At 60.9% G+C, this 18,957-nt stretch carries 18 protein-coding genes; 9 read left to right on the forward strand and 9 right to left on the reverse strand.

Annotated elements, in window-relative coordinates:
* Positions 1-226: 226 nt before the first annotated feature.
* Entirely contained in the window at positions 227-2,077 is a 1,851-nt protein-coding gene (locus GQX66_RS01355) for a hypothetical protein (protein ID WP_240865455.1), read from the forward strand.
* Positions 2,078-2,168: 91 nt separating this feature from the next.
* On the opposite strand, the gene GQX66_RS01360 is transcribed toward GQX66_RS01355, so the two are convergent.
* Both GQX66_RS01360 and GQX66_RS01365 read right to left on the reverse strand, forming a co-directional pair.
* The gene (locus tag GQX66_RS01360; protein WP_240865462.1) at positions 2,169-3,002 is read right to left on the reverse strand and encodes an AraC family transcriptional regulator; all 834 of its coding nucleotides are present in this window, start codon (positions 3,000-3,002) and stop codon (positions 2,169-2,171) included.
* Between the two features lie 35 nt (positions 3,003-3,037).
* A complete protein-coding gene (locus tag GQX66_RS01365; RefSeq protein ID WP_240865464.1) occupies positions 3,038-3,541 on the reverse strand; it encodes a VOC family protein in 504 nt (167 codons plus the stop codon).
* 148 nt (positions 3,542-3,689) lie between these two features.
* Between GQX66_RS01365 and GQX66_RS01370 the strand changes: the two genes are divergently transcribed.
* From GQX66_RS01370 to GQX66_RS01380, 3 genes are all read left to right on the forward strand, one after another.
* Entirely contained in the window at positions 3,690-5,036 is a 1,347-nt protein-coding gene (locus GQX66_RS01370; protein ID WP_129973679.1) for an FG-GAP repeat protein, read from the forward strand.
* Between the two features lie 165 nt (positions 5,037-5,201).
* Entirely contained in the window at positions 5,202-5,450 is a 249-nt protein-coding gene (locus GQX66_RS01375; protein ID WP_085748410.1) for a transmembrane sensor/regulator PpyR, read from the forward strand.
* A 2-nt stretch (positions 5,451-5,452) separates the two neighbouring features.
* Positions 5,453-6,607 (forward strand): NnrS family protein, encoded by a 1,155-nt coding sequence (locus GQX66_RS01380; protein WP_129973680.1) that lies wholly within the window; start codon positions 5,453-5,455, stop codon positions 6,605-6,607.
* Positions 6,608-6,612: 5 nt separating this feature from the next.
* On the opposite strand, the gene GQX66_RS01385 is transcribed toward GQX66_RS01380, so the two are convergent.
* Positions 6,613-7,284 (reverse strand): class I SAM-dependent methyltransferase, encoded by a 672-nt coding sequence (locus tag GQX66_RS01385; RefSeq protein WP_085748408.1) that lies wholly within the window; start codon positions 7,282-7,284, stop codon positions 6,613-6,615.
* 38 nt (positions 7,285-7,322) lie between these two features.
* Positions 7,323-8,471: a GGDEF domain-containing protein gene (locus GQX66_RS01390; protein WP_240865467.1), complete on the reverse strand. Its 1,149-nt coding sequence runs from the start codon at positions 8,469-8,471 to the stop codon at positions 7,323-7,325.
* Positions 8,472-8,580: 109 nt separating this feature from the next.
* On the opposite strand from GQX66_RS01390, the gene GQX66_RS01395 reads away from it, so the two are divergent.
* Positions 8,581-8,973 carry a GFA family protein gene (locus GQX66_RS01395; RefSeq protein WP_240865469.1) on the forward strand — a complete coding sequence of 131 codons (393 nt, stop codon included), beginning with the start codon at positions 8,581-8,583 and terminating at the stop codon, positions 8,971-8,973.
* 35 nt (positions 8,974-9,008) lie between these two features.
* Here GQX66_RS01395 and GQX66_RS01400 read toward each other — a convergent pair whose 3' ends face one another.
* A complete protein-coding gene (locus tag GQX66_RS01400) occupies positions 9,009-9,839 on the reverse strand; it encodes an alpha/beta hydrolase (RefSeq protein ID WP_240865482.1) in 831 nt (276 codons plus the stop codon).
* A 239-nt stretch (positions 9,840-10,078) separates the two neighbouring features.
* Between GQX66_RS01400 and GQX66_RS01405 the strand changes: the two genes are divergently transcribed.
* The 4 genes from GQX66_RS01405 (at position 10,079) to GQX66_RS01420 (ending at position 14,321) form a co-directional block, all read left to right on the forward strand.
* The gene (locus tag GQX66_RS01405; protein ID WP_007956954.1) at positions 10,079-10,534 is read left to right on the forward strand and encodes a (2Fe-2S)-binding protein; all 456 of its coding nucleotides are present in this window, start codon (positions 10,079-10,081) and stop codon (positions 10,532-10,534) included.
* 17 nt (positions 10,535-10,551) lie between these two features.
* On the forward strand, positions 10,552-12,714 hold the full coding sequence (locus tag GQX66_RS01410) for a xanthine dehydrogenase family protein molybdopterin-binding subunit (RefSeq protein WP_085748404.1): 2,163 nt from the start codon (positions 10,552-10,554) through the stop codon (positions 12,712-12,714).
* A gap of 1 nt (position 12,715) precedes the next feature.
* Positions 12,716-13,294, forward strand: a complete 579-nt coding sequence (locus tag GQX66_RS01415) for a hypothetical protein (protein ID WP_085748403.1) — start codon at positions 12,716-12,718, stop codon at positions 13,292-13,294.
* Positions 13,295-13,355: 61 nt separating this feature from the next.
* Positions 13,356-14,321: a sensor domain-containing diguanylate cyclase gene (locus GQX66_RS01420; RefSeq protein ID WP_085748402.1), complete on the forward strand. Its 966-nt coding sequence runs from the start codon at positions 13,356-13,358 to the stop codon at positions 14,319-14,321.
* A gap of 113 nt (positions 14,322-14,434) precedes the next feature.
* Here GQX66_RS01420 and fabI read toward each other — a convergent pair whose 3' ends face one another.
* Genes fabI through GQX66_RS01440 form a run of 4 tightly spaced genes read right to left on the reverse strand, consistent with a single transcriptional unit; the run spans position 14,435 to position 18,955 of the window.
* Positions 14,435-15,229 (reverse strand): enoyl-ACP reductase FabI, encoded by a 795-nt coding sequence (fabI, locus tag GQX66_RS01425; protein WP_007956947.1) that lies wholly within the window; start codon positions 15,227-15,229, stop codon positions 14,435-14,437.
* A 19-nt stretch (positions 15,230-15,248) separates the two neighbouring features.
* Positions 15,249-16,859, reverse strand: coding sequence for an ABC transporter ATP-binding protein (locus GQX66_RS01430; RefSeq protein ID WP_007956946.1), 1,611 nt, complete (start codon positions 16,857-16,859; stop codon positions 15,249-15,251).
* 1 nt (position 16,860) lies between these two features.
* Positions 16,861-17,880, reverse strand: a complete 1,020-nt coding sequence (locus GQX66_RS01435; protein WP_085698849.1) for an ABC transporter permease — start codon at positions 17,878-17,880, stop codon at positions 16,861-16,863.
* A gap of 1 nt (position 17,881) precedes the next feature.
* On the reverse strand, positions 17,882-18,955 hold the full coding sequence (locus tag GQX66_RS01440; RefSeq protein ID WP_007956943.1) for a microcin C ABC transporter permease YejB: 1,074 nt from the start codon (positions 18,953-18,955) through the stop codon (positions 17,882-17,884).
* Positions 18,956-18,957: the final 2 nt, after the last annotated feature.

The following is an 18,957-nucleotide window of genomic DNA, read 5'->3' on the forward strand; positions in this document are numbered from 1 at the left end:
GCGCTGGATAATCTTGAGGTGGCGGCTGAGCCGCGCGTCTGAGTGCTGAAACCAAAACGGCCCCTTTACGGGGCCGTTTTTGCGTCTGCAGGAAACCGTTTACCGATGACCATTCGTCTTGAAATCACGCTCACCTGTCAGATCTGACAGGTGACGATGCCCCTCTTTCGCGGTGTCATGAACTTCGTCCCGAAGATGGCTATTTATCGCACGCCAGGAGAGCAACATGAGCATCAACGTCAATTCGACACAGATCACCGCCTTGCTCCAGCTGTATCCGATGGCAATCCCGGGCGCAGAAGAAAACCTGCAACCGCCGAAAACCTACGATCTCGGCATTTCCCAGAGCATTTATTCGCCAACCATCAATCTCTTCATTGTGATCGACGCGGTCAGGTTGTTTTCCACCTCCTTTACAGCAGGTGACTCCGTAAGGCTGTGGGTCAACAGCCTGGCGACATCCGTGATCAAGCTTATCAAGCCGGGCGAAGAGAACGACCGCATTTTTATGGACGCTCCTTGGGGAGTGTTCAAGGATGGCCTCAATACGCTGTACTACGAAGTCACCCGGGTCAGCGGTAATAAAGATCAATCCACCCCGATACTGAATGTGCTGTTCAACAACCCGGTCTCCGGTATCACGGTCAGCCATCCGCCCAGCATTGTTCCGGGGCAGTCGCCTACCGTCACTTTAACCCGGAGCGACCCGCGCCAATTTGACGAAATGGGACTGACCATAGGCTCATGGAGTAAAACCATTCCCTATGTCCATCCTGCCAACCCGGTCACCTACAACCTGACGACCCTTGACCTCCAGCAGATCGGTGACGGTACTCGTACAGTGAGCGCCACCATAAAAGATCAACTGAACAACCTCAGAGTGTCGCCTACGACCTCCATCGTTATCACCGCCAACACACTTGTTTTACTGCCCCCCTCCGTCACGGGGCAGACAGGCAACAACTTCAATCCGACCTTGCAGAATGTCGAGGTAGTGGTGCCTGTGGGCACTTTGCTGCCCAGCGACAGGATCCGTGTCAAATGGGAGGGCGCGATCAGTGCGACCGGGGCCTCATTCAACAGTGCGCAACAGCTGGTCAGTGCGGGCCTGAAGTTTCAGGTACCACGCTCGGTGCTGGCCTACAGTTTGCGTAAAATGGTCAAGGTCACCTATGTAATCGAGCGCAACGGTGTTGAGACCTCATCGCAAGTCTTGCCACTAAATATCCTGCCATTGCCCGCCACGGCGCTGATCCCGCCAAAAATTCTGGAAGCGGATGCGAACAACGTGCTGGACGTTATCGCGCTGGGTACCCAGAACGCCAGGATTCACGCTTTGCTCTGGACACTGATTGCAGACGGCATGCCGTGCTGGCTATCACTGGAAGGCAAGGACCCGAACGGTAATGTGGTTATTCTGCCCTTGTGGAATGGTTTGCCGGCGCGAGTCAATCCGACTTGGGTCAGTCAGGGTTTCTGGCTTCAAACGTTGGTGAACAGCTTCCTCAAGCAACTCGGAAATGCCACCACACTGCTCGTGAAGTTTGCAGTGTCGATGGACATGACCAATGTCAGGGCGACGGCAGAGGAATTTCCGGATAGGGTCTATACGATCAAGGCAGTGGCGCAATCACTTATCGAAGACTTTGAGGCTGTACCGCGACAGTTCATAGGTTTTGGGCAAACGATTCAAACGCCATTAATGACAATCAAGCATATCGGGGGAGCAGGGACTGCGGGTGTGACATCAGTAAGCGATGGTTTTTTGACTATTCCTGGAAAAACAGAAGGGAACGCTTTGCATGTTGGGTATCAAGATGCAGTTGCGCAGCGCATTTCGTTGACCCTTGCATTTCCGTGCGCTCATGTGTCGTTCTGGTATGGGGCTACAAATACCAGCACCAACAAGGTGTACTTTTACGGTCAAAACGGCCTCCTCGGACAGAGAAATCTGCAACTGACCTTGAACAACGTATTCGAGCTTGTTTTCGCTGCAGCGGGAATCATCCGAATTGAGATCGAGAACTCTCCGGGTGACTGGCTTGTGATAGACAACATTTCATTGCGACGGGACTAAAAGGGGACGCATTTATTTACCTGCGGCAAAGCCATGACCAATGGCTTCGCCCATTACCCTCACGGCCCGCAACGATGCGGGCCGTTTTTCTTCACCCCCGATACTGCCCCGGCGTAGCCGCCAGATGCTGCTTGAACGCCCGCTGAAAATGCGCCTGATCGGCAAACCCCGCCTCCAGCGCCACATCCGCAATCAACTGCCCGCGCCTCAGACACTCTCGGGCAAACTGAATGCGCTGGTTGACCAAAAACGCATGGGGCGTCATGCCGAAATGCTGTTTGAAGGCGCGAATCAAATAGGACGGTGACAGCTCGGCGGCGGCGCAAATGTCGTCGAGGCTGAGCAGGTCGGTGCAATGCTGGCGAATGAATTCGGCGGCACGTTCGAGTTTGAAGTTCGGTTCGCGCAACGGTGGTTCGACAGGATTCAGGCGCAGTTGCAGGTCGCTGAAAAACTCCACGGCGGCGCTCTGTTTGCGCAGCACGTCTTGCTGTTCGTCGACCAGCACGCCGTACAACGCATTCAAGTCGCGAAACAGGTGGGCGTCATTCAAATGGGTATCGGCAAACCGCCGAAACTCAAGCTCCGCGCTGAACCCCAGCTGATGCTGCAGATCCGTCAGCCAGGGCGTTTCCACATACAACATCAAATACGACCACGGCTGGTCATCGATCGGGTTGCACGCGTGCACGTCCCCCGGATTTATCAGCACCACGGTGCCGGCCGTCACTTCGAAAGATGATTGCTCATGCACGTAAGTGCTGCGCCCGGCGGTGATCGCGCCGATGGAAAAGTGCGCGTGGGAGTGCCGTGAATAGCAGACCTCGCGCCCATCGGCGATGGCCCGCGCTTCGATGAAGGGCAGGGCGTCGTCGCGCCAGAAGCGCGGGGCTTGTTCGGGGTTCTTGGCGGCAGCGTGTTTCATTGTTGGGGTTCTCGGCAGGCCAGTGCCCGAGTGTATTAGCTCTGGCCGGCGAAGGCTCGCTCGAGTTCGGCGATGTCGATTTTTTTCATCCCGAACATGGCCTGCATCGCCCGTTGGACCTTGGTCTGGTCGGGGTCGGTCATCATGTGCATGAAGGGCACCGGCACGATCTGCCATGACACGCCGAACTTGTCCTTGAGCCAGCCGCATTGCTGGGCTTCCACCGGCCCGCCGGCGCTGAGGTTGCCCCAGAAGTGGTCGACTTCTTCCTGGTTCTGGCAATTGACCTGAAACGAGATCGCCTCATTGAACTTGAACATCGGCCCGCCATTGAGCCCGGTGAAGGTATGGCCGTCGAGTTCGAAACTGACGGTCATCACCGAGCCCTCCGGGCGCCCGTGGAATTCCTGGCCGACCTTGCTGTAGTGGGTGAGGGCGGTGATTTTCGAGTGATCGAAGATCGAGCAGTAAAACTTCGCCGCAGCTTCCGCCTGATCGTCGAACCACAGGCACGGGGTCAGCTTTTGAAAGCGTTGCATGGCAGTCATCCTCGGCAGGTTAGACACGCTGGATTAAAAGCGTAGTCAGTCCGAAGCGGGTCGTAGGCGCCATAGATCGACAAGTGCGCCCAAAAACGTTTGTCGTTAGACTTGCCGCCCCGATTTTGCCGCAAGGACGCTCTGCATCATGGTTGCCTCTCGTACATGGATTTTTTTCTGCCTGTTTGCCGCCGCGTCGGCCAGTGCCGAACCTTTGAGCTGTCAGCTCTTGGATCCGGCAAACAGGTACAGCGTCGATGTGACCATCGAGCATCCACCGACGCAGAACTTCGAACCAGTGGCGGCACAAGTCATCCTGCGCGACAAGTCCAGTGGCGAAGTGTTGCAACGAATCGACACGGCCGATGCCGTCGACCTGGTTCCGCTCAACGATTCAGCCAAGGCCTTGCGATGCGACGAGCAACGTCTGGTGGTGTTTGGCGACTTCAATTTCGATGGACACCAGGATCTGGCGCTCCGTAACGGTAACGACGGTGGCTACGGCGCGGCATCCTACGACGTCTATCTGTTTAAGCCGTCGAGCCCGGTGCTGGTGCCGAACAAGGCTTTGTCGGCGCTGACTCGCGAACCGTATCTGGGGTTGTTTGAAGTCGATGGCGCCGCTCGCCACCTTGTCACACACGCGAAGAGCGGTTGCTGCTGGCGCCAGAGCAGTACCTGGCAGGTGAAGGACAATTCGCCGGTCAAGGTGACCGAAATCATCGAGGTGGCACAGCGGCCGTCGGAAGGCAGCCCGCTGATGCCGGCGGGTTATACCGACGTCACGCAGCGGGAATTGAAGGAAGGCAAATGGCGGGAACAGCGTCGCCTTGAAGGGCCCGTGGGTGAAGCGCCGGTGATGCTGCGGGGCAAGCTCGATGGCAAGATCCCATTCGAGCTGTGGTGGCAGATGCTGGGTGGCGTCTACATTGGCGAGGTTCGTTACACGAAAACGGGCAATGGCCAACCGATCCGACTGGTGGGCGAGACCTACGATGACGGAGCTGTGTTGCTGCATGAGCTGGACGCCCAGGGCCGTGTCACCGGCGACTGGTATGTGGCGGGTGAGCCTGATGAGCACGGTTTCCAGGGCGGGACATGGCACGACGGCGACAAGTCTCTGATCTTCGAAGCGCGACCGACGGCGTTCCGGGTTGCACCGCAAAAGTTTCAGACGCCCACGGGCGATCAGCGTGAAGGACGTTACGTGATGATGGCGCCGGACGAGCGATCGGCGTGGCTGACGATCAAAATCGTGCCGGCCACCGAGAAGGGTGCGGGTGAGCAGGCGTTGATCCAGATGGCCGTGACGCAACCGGGCAAACCACCCCGCCAGGAGACTCGGCAGTGGCCGTTGCAGGCGGGCAATCTGGTGATCGGTCAGGATCAGATCGCCGAGCCACTTTATCGATTGCGACTGCTCGACGGAGCGGTGCAAGTGGAGGGTGCCGGTGAGTTCTCTGATTTCAGAGGGGCTTACGCAAAGCAACCCTGAAGGCGATTGTTGTCTTTATGACTATCACTGAAGTCGATGTGACTCTTTCTGGGTCGAGTCATATTGACTTCTTATGGCTTATCTAGCTGATCTTTAAAGATAAAAAATCTGGCACACGAATTGATACATCAATCGTACAAACTGATCCGCTCAGGAGTACGAAACATGTTCACTTTCTTCGAGAATCCGCTGAACGTTCTGCACCTGTCGAGCAAAGTGCTCGTCGCCGGTCTGGTCATGTTGCTGGCCGGGATCTACGGCGCTTATCTGTATCAGGGCCACATGCCGATTGCGTTGCTGGTGGCGATGCATGCCATGACCATCGTTGGCCCGACGCTGATCAAGATCGGCTATGTGATGCGGCTCCTGTCTCAATATCGGCTGGGCCCACATCACGCCGCCGTGGTGGTTTGAACATGCGCAGACTCGCCGATGCGCCGCTGTTCAGCCTGGGCTTTCGGCCGCTGTTTCTGGCCGGGGCCGGATTCGCCGCGCTGGCGATCCTGATCTGGGGTCTGTGGCTTTACGGACATTGGTTCGATCTGCAACCGGCGGGCGGCATGCTTGCGTGGCATCGACATGAAATGCCCTTCGGTTTCGCGGCGGCGATCGTTGCCGGGTTTCTGCTGACGGCGGTGCCCAACTGGACCGGCATTCCCGGAGTGCGCGGCGGGGCGCTGATCGCTCTGGTGTCGGTCTGGCTGCTCGGACGTGTGGCCTGGTGGCTGCCGTTGCCGACCGGGCTGATTCTTGCGCTGCAATGGGGTTTTCTGCCGCTGCTGGCGGTGATGCTGGCGCGGGACCTGATCGCCGCGCGCAAACGCGACAATTACCCGATTGTGCTGGTGCTCGGGTTGATGGCGGGTTGTCAGGCGCTGACTTTGATTGGCCTGTACAACGACGACGCCGGCCTGCAACGCCAGGGTGTTCTGGGCGCTTTGTGGCTGGTGGCAGCGCTGATGACCGTGATCGGTGGGCGGGTGATTCCGTTCTTCATCCAGCGCGGCTTGAACCGTCCACCGGCGCCGGCCGCCAACCCACTGCCAACCCGCTTGCTGTTGATCGGCAGCCTGCTGACCGCAGTCACTTTTGCGGCAGGCCTCAATGATTCACCCCGGCTGTGGCTGGCAGGCTTGTTTGTGCTGACCGGCAGTTTGCAGTTGATGCGGCTGATCCGCTGGCATGATCGCGGGATGTGGCGGGTGCCGCTGCTCTGGTCGTTGTATCTGGCTTACGGCTGGATGGCGTTGGCAACCTGGGCCATGGCGCTGTGGCATCTGGGTTTGATCGGCCAGCAAAGCCTGGCGACTCATGCGCTGGCGGTCGGCGGGGTGGGTGGGTTGATTCTGGCGATGATCGCGCGGGTCAGCCTTGGGCATACCGGCCGGTTGTTACAGCCTTCCAAAGGCATGGTGTTGGGCTTTGCGCTGGTGCTGATCGCTGCGGGTTGCCGGGTGTTGCTGGTGCCGTTTTCCAGTCTGGGGCTGGGGCTGTCCGTGGTGCTCTGGTGCGCGGGGTTCGCGCTGTTTTTGCGGCATTACACCGGGATCCTGCTTAAGCCGAGGCTCTAGGGTTTTTATCCGCGACGCTCGGCAATCATCAACAACGACTGCGGCATCGGGCTTTGCGGATGCTGCGGCTCGCGCAGGCCGGTCAACTGCAGGCCGGCCATGTCCAGCGCATTCAGCCAACTGGACAAGGTGCGGAAATACCACGGCATCGGTTGCCACTCGCCCTGAAAACCGTCGAAGGTTTCTTCCCGCCATCCATCCTGATAATCACCGGTCGCGACCGACCACGGATGCAGCGTCTGGATCACCAGCGCACCGCCGGGCACGAGCAGGGCATTCATCGCCGCGAGCAGCGGAATGATGTCCTGATGCAGCAGGGAAAAGTTGGCGCAGATCAGGTCGTAGTCGCGGCCAATGTCGACCTTCGCCTCAACCAGATCTTCGTAACTGGCGACATGCACGGGCGATGAACCTGCCACCCGCGCGGCCTCGACCAGCGTCGCATCGCCGTCGACGCCGACCGCATCGAATCCTCGCTCGGCCAGCGCCCGCAATAGCCAGCCTTCGCCGCATCCCAGATCGAGCACGCGCTCCGGCTGGCGCCCCATCACCGCCAGCAGAATGGCCTGATCGGTGACCTGCCGGCGACTCTCGATGGCGCCGCTGCGCACGGCTTCGGTCCAGGCCCGGGCGTTGTGATGCCAGCTCTGGAGGAGGGTGGATTCAGGCGAGGACATGACGGGCTCCGGGATCGCGGGATGCAGGCAAGGATAGGTCAGGTGTAGTCGGCCAGTTGAATCCGGTTGCGACCGCCGCGCTTGGATTCGTAGAGCGCGCTGTCACCTTGCTCGATCAACGCCGCGAGGCTGAGCGGCGGCTGATCGAACACCTTGGCACCGATGCTCAGGGTGACCGCTTGCGGGGTGGTGTAGGTCTGGGAAGTCATCTGCTGAAACTGTTCGCGCAGCGCGCTGCCCAGCACCATGATCTGTGCGTGCGACGCATCGCCCAGCAGCATCACGAATTCGTCACCGCCCAGCCGTGCTGCCAGCGCATCTTTGGGCAGTACCGCGCGGATCATTTCGCTGAGGGCGATGAGCAAGCGGTCGCCGGCGGTGTGGCCGTACAGATCGTTGATCAGTTTGAAGTTGTCGATGTCGATCAGCAGCAGCGCGCCGGGGCGGGCGCTGGACACTTCATCAAGCAGGCGCGGTGCGCGGACTTCCAGGGCGCGGCGGTTGTACAGCGCGGTCAGCGGATCCCGGGCGGCCAGTTCGGCAATCTGCTTTTCACGCCGGTAGCGCTCGGTGCCGGTCATCGACAGCGCGATCAGCATGATCGCCATCGCACCCTCGACCAGGGAAATCTGAATGATTTCGCCGCGCAGCGACGCCAGATCGATCAGCGTGCCGGGAATCACCGCGATGATCGCCTTGGCGAAATAGAACGCGCCGTGGATCAGCAGCACATAACGCAACTGCACTGCGCCGACGCTCAACGATTTGCCGTGCGGACGCAGCAACAGGCTGGCCCGCAGCATCAGCGCGGCCACCAGCAGCGAGTTGGCCATCAGCATGATCTTCGACCACGACGGATCTTCCGGTAGCAGCAGCAACGCCAGCCAGAGCAGGAACATCAAGTACCAGGCGCGTGACAAGCGCTGCTGGGTAAACCGCGCGACCCCAAGCAGAAACAGCCAGTGCGCGACCACCAGCAGGCCGTTGGCGAACCAGATGCCGATCAGCGGATAACCATTGGCGCGCAACAGGGCCAGGCTCGAACCGACGGTGATGGTGGCGAAACCGGCGCTCCAGAACAGCAGGGAAGGTTCGCGGATGCTGCGCCATTCGACCGCCAGATACAGGGCGGCCGCCGCGGCCAGGGCGGTGGAAATGGTGAGCATCGTGAGAGGATCGAGCGCCATGAAAGGACAGGTCTGCCTGGATAGTGTTAATGAGCCACGATTGTAAGCGTTCCCCCAATGGGCTGCTATTTTCACTCACCGGATATTCCATTTTCAGGCGAGGTGTCCCATGGACCGATTGACCGGCGGTTGTCTGTGCGGCGAAGTGCGGATCGAGACGTCGGGGCGACCCTACAGGGTTGGCGTTTGCCATTGTCTGGATTGCCGCAAACACCATGGCGCGCTGTTTGCCGCGTCGGCGATCTTTCCCGAGGACGCGGTGACGATCAGCGGCGAGACCCGTGACTATGCCGGGCGACATTTCTGTCCGCGTTGTGGCTCGTCGGTGTTTGGCCGCAGTGGCGATGAAGTCGAAGTGAATCTGGGCGCGCTGGATGCGCCGGATCAATTCCAGCCCACCTATGAGCTGTGGACGGTGCGTCGCGAGTCGTGGCTGCCGGCCTTCCCATTGGCCCGACACTACGTGCGTGATCGCGAGAGAACGGGGCGAACCGAAGAGTAACCGGGGTCAGGCAGGGCGCCTGACCCCGGCCACTATTAGCCGCGAATGAACGCCAGCAGATCCGCGTTGATCGTCGGCGCCTCGGTGGTCGGCATCCCGTGGGGGAAGCCCGGATAGATCTTCAGCGTGCTGTTTTTCAGCAGCTTCGCCGACAGCACACCGGCGTTTTCATAGGGCACGATCTGGTCGTCGTCGCCGTGCATCACCAGCACCGGGATCGAGATGCTTTTCAGGTCGGCGGTGAAGTCGGTCTGTGAGAAGGCAACGATGCCGTCGTAGTGCGCCTTGGCGCCGCCCATCATGCCCTGACGCCACCAGTTCGCAATGATCCCTTCCGATGGCTTGGCGCCAGGGCGGTTGTAGCCGTAAAACGGCCCACTGGGCACGTCGCGATAGAACTGCGCACGATTGGCCGCCAGTTGCGCCTGAAGATCGTCGAACACTGACTTGGGCAAACCGCCGGGGCTGCTCTCGGTTTTCACCATCAGCGGCGGCACGGCGCTGATGATCGCGGCTTTCGATACCCGATCCTCGCCATGCCGGGCGATGTAGTGAATCACCTCGCCGCCACCGGTGGAGTGGCCGACGTGCACGGCTCTCTGCGTCCCCAGATGATTGACCACCGCCGCCACATCGTCGGCGTAGTGATCCATGTCGTGGCCGTCCCAGACCTGGCTCGAGCGCCCGTGACCCCGTCGGTCATGGGCCACGACCCGGAAGCCCTGCGCGAGGAAGAACAGCATCTGCGCATCCCAGTCGTCCGCGCTGAGCGGCCAGCCGTGGTGGAAGTGGATCACCGGGGCGTCTTTCGGGCCCCAGTCCTTGTAGAAGATTTCGACGCCGTCTTTCGTTGTGACATATCCCATGTTCGCGACTCCTGGAAAGTGTGAAGGGGCAGGTCTTGCGATGACAACCGGATCAACTGTAGGAGCAAAGTCGGCACTTTGATCGAAGAATTCCCGAACGGTGCTGCATGACCGGTGGTCGCAGCGGCTGGTCGTCGGGTCAAAATGCGCTTAGCTGAAAGGGATAAGCCGAGGCGCGCACGGCCATCGAGAGCTGTAGCAGCGCCCTTCAGAACACCGTGAGTCTGAGGAAGTCCCCGATGCTGACCTTGAACATCAATGGCAAGGATCAGGAGCTCGATGTCCCCGCGGACATGCCGTTGCTCTGGGTCCTGCGCGATGTCGCGCACCTGACCGGTACCAAATTCGGATGCGGCATGGCCCAGTGCGGTGCCTGCACCGTGCACGTCGATGGCGCACCGCTGCGCTCCTGCATCACCCCGGCCACGGCCGTCGCCCATGGCCAGAAGATCCTCACCATCGAAGGCCTGTCGAGCGACGGTTCGCACCCGGTGCAGCAGGCCTGGGCCGAACTGGACGTGGTGCAATGCGGCTACTGCCAGTCCGGGCAGATCATGTCCGCCGCCGCGTTGCTGGCGAAAATCCCCAAACCCACCGACAGCGATATCGATCAGGCGCTCTCCGGCAATATCTGCCGCTGCGGCACGTACCCAAGAATCCGCGCGGCGGTCAAACGTGCCGCCGACATCGGCTGAGCGAGGGGAGGTGAGTGATGAACAGTCCTGTATCCCGTCGCGGATTTCTCAAGGGCAGCGCCGTGCTTGGCGGTGGTCTGGTGGTGGCGTTCGTGGTGCCCGGCGGCAATCGCTTTGCCAAGGCAGCCGAGAACGAAGGCAAGGTGTTTGCGCCGAACGCGTTCCTGCGGATTGCAGCGGACAACAGCGTGACCGTGCTGCTCGGCCATTCGGAAATGGGCCAGGGCATCTGGACCGGGCTGACCATGTTGATCGCCGAAGAGCTGGACGCCGACTGGTCGAAGATCCGCGTCGAGCACTCGCCAGCTTCGGCAGCCGATTACGGCATGCCCGGTTTTGGCGGGATGCAGATTACCGGCGGATCGACTTCAACCTGGATGGAGTTCGACCGCTACCGCCTCGCTGGTGCCACCGCGCGGCAGATGCTGATCGAAGCGGCGGCCAAGCGTTTCAACGTGGCACCGTCGACGATCCGCACCGAGTCCGGCGTGGTGATTGCCGGCGACAACCGCGCCACATACGGCGAACTGGCGGACGCCGCCGGGCAACTGCCGGTGCCGGATCCGAAGTCGATCACCTTTAAAGAAGCCAAGGACTGGAAAGTCATCGGCAAACCCACCAAACGCCTCGACACCCCGGAGAAAATCACCGGTCGCGCCAAGTTCGGCATGGACGTGCAGTTCGACGGATTGATGACGGCGATGGTGGCGCGGGCGCCGGCGTTCGGCGCCACGGTAAAATCCTTCGAAGGCGCTGAGGCGTTGGCGATCCCCGGCGTGCACAAAGTGGTGCAAGTGCCGACCGGTGTGGCGGTGGTCGCCGAGCATTACTGGGCGGCAAAACTCGGTCGCGATGCGTTGAAGGTCGATTGGGACCTGGGGCCGAACGCTGATCTGAGCAGTGAAAAGCTGTTGGCGAGTTTCCGCAAACTGGCGGCCACGCCGGGCACTTCGGCGGCGCAGGCCGGCGATGCCAAGGGCAACTTCGGCAAGGCAGCGAAGAAAATCGATGTTGAATACAGCGTGCCATACCTGGCCCACGCGCCGATGGAGCCGCTCAACTGCACGGTGAAGATCAGCGCCGACAAGTGCGAGATCTGGACCGGCACCCAGTTCCAGACGCTGGATCAGATGGTTGCCGGCAAGATCACCGGGCTCAAGCCGGAGCAGGTGGAGATTCACACCGAATTTCTCGGTGGTGGTTTCGGCCGGCGGGCCAACCCGACCTCGGACTTTGTCGCCGAAGCGGTGCAAGTGGCCAAGGCTGCGGCGATGCCGGTGAAAACCGTGTGGTCGCGCGAAGACGATATTCGCGGTGGCTACTACCGCTCGATGTTTCTGCATCAGGCGAAGATCGGCCTCGGCGCCGACGGCCTGCCGCTGGCCTGGCAGCATGTGCTGGTCGGGCAATCGATCATGGCCGGCACCATGCTCGAGAAAACCATGGTCAAGAACGGCGTCGACCAGACGTCGGTCGAAGGCGTTTCGGACAGCCCGTACATCAAGGGCCTGGCCCATCATCAGGTCGATCTGCACTCGCCGACCACCGGGATCAACGTGCTGTGGCTGCGTTCGGTGGGTCATAGCCACACCGCGTTTGTCATGGAGTCGCTGATCGATGAAATGGCCACGGCGGCGGGCAAGGACCCGGTGGAGTACCGAAGAACGCTGCTCAAGGATCATGCCCGGCATCTCGGCGTGTTGAATCTGGCGGTGGAGAAGGCCAACTGGAAAGCCCCGCTGCCGGACGGCCATGCGCTGGGCGTGGCGGTGCACGAATCGTTCGGCAGTTACGTGGCGCAGGTGGCGGAGGTGTCACAGGACAATCTGGCGATCCGCGTGCATCGCGTGGTCTGCGCGGTGGACTGCGGGATTGCGGTCAACCCGCAGAGCATCGCTGCGCAGATGGAATCGTGCATCACCTTCGGCCTGGGCATGGCGCTGCACAGCAAACTGACGCTCAAGGACGGCCATGTCGTGCAGTCCAACTATCACGACTATCAGGTGTTGCGGCTCAATGAAATGCCGCTGGTCGAGGTGCACATCGTGCCCAGCAGCGAGAAACCCGGCGGCATCGGCGAGGCCGGTGTACCGCCCACGGCGCCGGCGGTGGCCAACGCGGTATTCGCCCTGACCGGGCAGCGCCTGCGGGAAATGCCGCTGCAATTGTCGGGGGTGTGAGATGAAACGACATTTGTTGTTGGGCACGGTGATTCTGCTTGGGCTGGGCGGTTACGCGTCGGATCTGTTCGCTGACGATCAGGAAGCCTTGAAGGCCTTCAGCACGGTGCAGAAAGTCTTCCAGAGCCCGCGCTGCCAGAACTGTCACATTCCCGGCGATTCGCCGTTGCAGTTCGACGCCGGCATCCCCCACGCGATGAACGTGGTACGCGGCATGGACGGCAAGGGCGCCGCCGGTTTGCCCTGCGCCACCTGTCACGCCGAAAGCAATCCGCCGGCCAGTTATGGCCCCCATGCGCCACCGGGCGCGCCGCACTGGAGCCTGCCGCCTGCCGCCCACAAGATGGCCTGGATCGGTCTGCCGCCGGATCGCTTGTGCGCAATGATCAAGGACCGCGCCAGCAACGGCGACCGGGACTTCGCCGCGCTGATCAAACACGTCAGCGAGGACAAACTGGTGCTCTGGGGCTGGAGTCCCGGGGCAGGGCGCGCGCCGGTGCCGGTGCCGCACGATATCTTCGTGACCCAGTTCAAACTCTGGGCCGATGCGGGCGGGCCGTGTCCGGTGGCCGGTGGATGAGAAGTTGAGTCATTGCTGATTCGGGCTACGCTCAACTGCATCGACGACAAAGGAGTGTGTGATGCTGGTACCCGGCAAACCCGCTAATGAAGTTGCGCGCATTCAAGCGCTGCAGGACCTGAAGCTGCTCGACACCGCACCGGAGGAGCGCTTCGACCGGCTGACGCGACTGGCCAAGCGTCTGTTCAACGTGCCGATCGCGCTGGTCACGCTGGTGGACAAGGAGCGGCAATGGTTCAAGTCGTGCGTGGGTCTGGACACGGCCGAAACGCCACGCTCTGTTTCATTCTGTGGCCATGCGATTCTCAAGGACGAGCTCATGCTGGTACCTGACGCCCGAGAGGACGAGCGTTTCCACGACAACCCTTTGGTTACCGGGGAGCCGAAAATCCGGTTCTACGCCGGTTATCCGCTGACCGTACCCAGCGGCAACAAGATGGGCACCTTGTGCCTGATCGACACCAAACCCCGCGATCTCGACGACGAGGAGCGCGCCCTGCTGCGCGATCTGGCCGGCATGGCCGAGCAGGAACTGATGGCCGTGCAGATGGCGAGCATGGACGAGCTGACGCTGCTGTCCAATCGTCGCGGCTTCAAGATGCTGGCCCAGCACGCGCTCGACGCCTGCGCACGCCTGGAAAAACCGGCGACGCTGCTGTTTTTCGACCTCAATGATTTCAAGCAGATCAACGACCTTTATGGGCACGCCGAGGGCGACAGCGCGCTCAAGACCTTCGCCGATGTGCTGCGCATCGCCTTTCGCGAGAGCGATGTGGTCGGGCGGCTGGGCGGCGATGAATTCGTGGCGCTGCTGACCGGCTCAAGCCATGTCGAAACCACGGCGATCATGGCGCGACTCAAGGAAATTCTCGAAGAGCGCAATGCCACGTTGCACCGGGGTTACGCGATTCGCTTCAGCGTCGGCCAGATCGAATACAACCCGCAGCGCCATGACACCGTGGACAAGTTACTGGCGGATGCGGATGCAGCGATGTATGAGCACAAGCAAGCGTTGAAGCGTTGTTGATTCTGGCCTTATCGCCAGCAGGCTGGCTCCCACAGAAAAAGACGATGTTAACGAAATCGCAGGCATGAAAAAGCCCGCCTGAATAGGCGGGCTTTTTATCGGCAGCGCGAAGATTACTCTTCGATGTTGCCCATGGCGGTGGTGTTGAAGCCGCCGTCCACGTACATGATTTCACCGCTGATGCCCGACGCCAGGTCGGAGCACAGGAAGGCGCCGGCGTTGCCGACTTCTTCGATGGTGACGTTGCGGCGCAGCGGGGTTTGCGCTTCGTTGGCGGCCAGCATCTTGCGGAAGTTCTTGATGCCCGAAGCTGCCAGGGTACGGATCGGACCGGCCGATACGCAGTTGACGCGGGTGCCGTCCGGGCCCAGGGAGCCGGCCAGGTAACGTACGCCGGCTTCCAGCGAAGCCTTGGCCATGCCCATCACGTTGTAGTTCGGCATGGTGCGCTCGGCGCCCAGGTACGACAGGGTCAGCAGGCTGCCGTTGCGGCCTTTCATCATTTCACGGCCAGCTTTGGCCAGGGCCACGAAGCTGTAGGCGCTGATGTCGTGAGCGATGCGGAAACCGTCACGGGTGGTGGCTTCGGTGAAGTCGCCGTCCAGTTGGTCGCCCGGGGCGAAGCCGACGGAGTGCACGATGCAGTCCAGGCCGTCCCACTTTTTGCTCAGTTCTTCGAAGACCTTGGCGATTTCTTCATCGCTGGCCACGTCGCACGGGAAGCACAGCTCAGGGCTCGAACCCCAGCCCTGTGCGAACTCTTCGACGCGACCTTTCAGTTTGTCGTTCTGATAAGTGAAGGCAAGCTCAGCGCCCTCGCGATGCATGGCGGCAGCGATGCCGGATGCGATGGACAGCTTGCTGGCGACACCGACGATCAGTACGCGCTTACCGGCGAGAAAACCCATGTGTTGCTCCTCTTTCAGGTTATTGCGCAGTGGCTGGTGCCAGGAAAGCGGCCTCCAGCAACTGCTGTGTATACGGATGTTGGGGGGCGGCAAAGATACTTTGCGCGTCTCCCTGTTCGACCACTTGGCCATGTTTGACCACCATCAGTTGGTGGCTCAGCGCTTTGACGACAGCCAGGTCATGGCTGATGAACAAATACGTCAGGTTGTACTTGGCTTGCAGTGAACGCAACAGCTCCACCACTTGCCGCTGCACCGTCCGGTCGAGCGCCGAAGTCGGCTCGTCCAGCAGAATCAGCGCCGGCTTGAGCACCAAGGCCCGGGCTATGGCAATTCGCTGCCGTTGCCCACCGGAAAATTCGTGGGGGTAGCGGTGCCGGGTTTCCGGATCCAGACCTACCTCCTTCAATGCCGCAATAATCGCCGCTTCCTGCTCGGCGGCGGTGCCCATCTTGTGGATCCGCAGGCCTTCGCCAACGATGTCATTCACGCACATCCGCGGGCTCAGGCTGCCAAACGGATCCTGAAACACCACCTGCATCTCCCGGCGCAGCGGCCGGACTTCGCTTTGCGTCAGGCAGTCTAGCTGCTTGCCCTCAAAACGGATCGCACCTTTGCTGCCGATCAACCGCAGGATCGCCAGACCCAGGGTGGATTTGCCGGAACCGCTTTCCCCCACGATCCCCAGAGTCTGACCCTGAGGCAGGCTGAAATTGATGCCGTCCACTGCCTTGACGTGATCCACCGTGCGCTTGAGCAGGCCTTTCTTGATCGGGAACCAGACTTTCAGATCCTCGACTTCAAGCAGCGGCGCCCCGATTTTATTGCTCGCCGGGCCTCCGCTGGGCTCCGCGCCAAGCAGTTCCCGAGTGTACGGATGCTGCGGCGAACGGAACAGCTCTTCGCACGATGCCTGTTCGACGATGCAACCGCGCTGCATGACACATACACGATGCGCAATTCTTCGCACGAGGTTCAAATCGTGACTGATCAGTAACAGCGCCATGCCCAATCGAGCCTGCAATTCCTTGAGCAGGTCGAGGATTTTCAGCTGAACGGTCACGTCCAGCGCAGTGGTCGGTTCGTCGGCGATCAGCAGTTCCGGCTCGTTGGCCAAGGCCATGGCGATCATCACCCGCTGGCGCTGGCCGCCGGACAATTCGTGGGGCAGGGCCTTGAGGCGCTTGTGCGGCTCGGGGATGCCGACCATCTCCAGCAACTCCAGCGTGCGCTTGGTCGCGACCTTGCCGGTCAGGCCCTTGTGGATGCCCAGCACCTCGTTGATCTGCTTCTCGATCGAGTGCAGCGGGTTGAGCGAGGTCATCGGCTCCTGAAAGATCATCGCGATCCGGTTGCCACGAATGTGACGGATGGTCTTTTCGCCCAGCTCCAGCAGGTTCTGCCCGGAATAATTGATGCTGCCGGCCGGATGCCGCGCCAGCGGATAGGGCAGCAGGCGCAGGATCGAATGCGCCGTCACCGACTTGCCCGAGCCTGACTCGCCGACCAGCGCCAGGGTTTCGCCGCGCTTGATGTCGAAACTCACGCCTTCGACCACCCGTTGCACGCGATCACCGATGCCGAACTCGACGGCCAGGTCGCGGATTTCGATCAGATTGTCCTGATTCATGTCACTTCCTCGGGTCGAAGGCATCGCGAGCGGACTCGCCGATGAACACCAGCAAACTCAACATCAGCGCCAGCACCGCAAACGCGCTCATGCCCAGCCACGGCGCCTGCAGGTTGGATTTGCCCTGGGCCACCAGCTCACCCAGCGACGGACTGCCGGCCGGCAAGCCGAAACCGAGGAAGTCCAGGGCGGTGAGGGTGCCGATGGCGCCGGTCAGGATGAACGGCATGAAGGTCATGGTCGAAACCATGGCGTTGGGCAGAATGTGGCGGAACATGATCGCGCCGTTCTGCATGCCCAGCGCCCGGGCTGCGCGCACGTATTCGAGGTTACGCCCGCGCAGGAACTCGGCGCGCACCACGTCCACCAGGCTCATCCACGAGAACAGCAGCATGATCCCCAGCAGCCACCAGAAATTCGGCTGGACGAAACTGGCGAGGATGATCAGCAAGTACAACACCGGCAAGCCCGACCAGATCTCCAGAAAGCGCTGGCCGGCCAGATCGACCCAGCCGCCGTAGAAACCCTGCAAGGCGCCGGCAATGACGCCGATAATCGAGCTGAGCACGGTCAGGGTCAGGGCGAACAGCACGGAGATACGGAAGCCGTAGATCACCCGCGCCAGCACATCGCGGCCCTGATCGTCGGTACCCAGCAGGTTGTCCGCCGATGGCGGGGCGGGGGCCGGGACTTTCAGGTCGTAGTTGATGCTCTGGTAGCTGAACGGAATCGGCGCCCACAGCACCCACGCGTCCTTGGCCTTGAGCAGCTCGCGGATGTACGGGCTCTTGTAGTTGGCTTCCAGCGGAAATTCGCCGCCGAAGGTGGTTTCCGGGTAGCGCTTGATCGCCGGGAAATACCAGTTGTTGTCGTAATGCACCACCAGCGGCTTGTCGTTGGCGATCAGCTCGGCGCCGAGGCTCAGGCCGAACAGGATCAGAAACAGCCACAGCGACCACCAGCCACGCTTGTTGGCCTTGAACAGTTCGAAGCGCCGGCGGTTGAGAGGGGACAGGTTCATCTCAATGCTCCCGGCTGGCAAAGTCGATGCGCGGATCGACAAGGGTGTAGGTGAGGTCGCCGATCAGTTTCACCACCAGCCCCAGCAGGGTGAAGATGAACAGGGTGCCGAACACCACCGGGTAATCGCGGTTGATCGCCGCTTCAAAGCTCATCAGGCCGAGGCCATCGAGGGAGAAGATCACTTCCACCAGCAACGAGCCGGTGAAGAAGATGCCGATGAACGCCGACGGAAACCCGGCAATCACCAGCAGCATCGCATTGCGGAACACATGGCCGTAGAGCACGCGGTGGCGGGTCAGGCCCTTGGCCTTGGCGGTGACCACGTATTGCTTGTTGATCTCGTCGAGGAAGCTGTTTTTGGTCAGCAGGGTCATGGTTGCGAAGTTGCCGATCACCAGCGCCGTCACCGGCAGTGCCAGGTGCCAGAAGTAATCGAGTACCTTGCCGCCCAGGCTCAGCTCATCGAAGTTGTTCGAGGTCAGGCCGCGTAGAGGAAACCAGTCCAGATAACTGCCGCCGGCAAACACCACGATCAGCAGAATCGCAAACAGGAACGCCGGGATCGCATAACCGACGATGATCGCCGAACTGGTCCATACGTCGAAATGACTGCCGTGCCGCGTGGCCTTGGCGATCCCCAGCGGAATCGACACCAGGTACATGATCAACGTGCTCCACAGCCCGAGGGAGATCGACACCGGCATCTTTTCCTTGATCAAGTCGATGACCTTGGCATCGCGGAAAAAACTGTCGCCGAAATCCAGCCGGGCGTAGTTCTTGACCATGATCCACAGACGTTCCGGGGCCGATTTGTCGAACCCGTACATCTTCTCGATTTCCTTGATCAGCGCCGGGTCCAGCCCTTGCGCACCGCGATAGGAGGAGCCGGCCACCGACACTTCGGCACCGCCGCCGGCGATGCGGCTGGTGGCGCCTTCGAAGCCTTCGAGCTTGGCGATCATCTGTTCCACCGGCCCGCCGGGCGCGGCCTGGATGATCACGAAGTTGATCAGCAGAATGCCGAACAGGGTCGGGATGATCAGCAGCAGTCGCCGAAAAATGTACGCCAGCATCT

Source organism: Pseudomonas sp. B707 (genome assembly GCF_022496685.1).
GTDB classification, from domain to species: Bacteria; Pseudomonadota; Gammaproteobacteria; order Pseudomonadales; family Pseudomonadaceae; genus Aquipseudomonas; species Aquipseudomonas paraglycinae.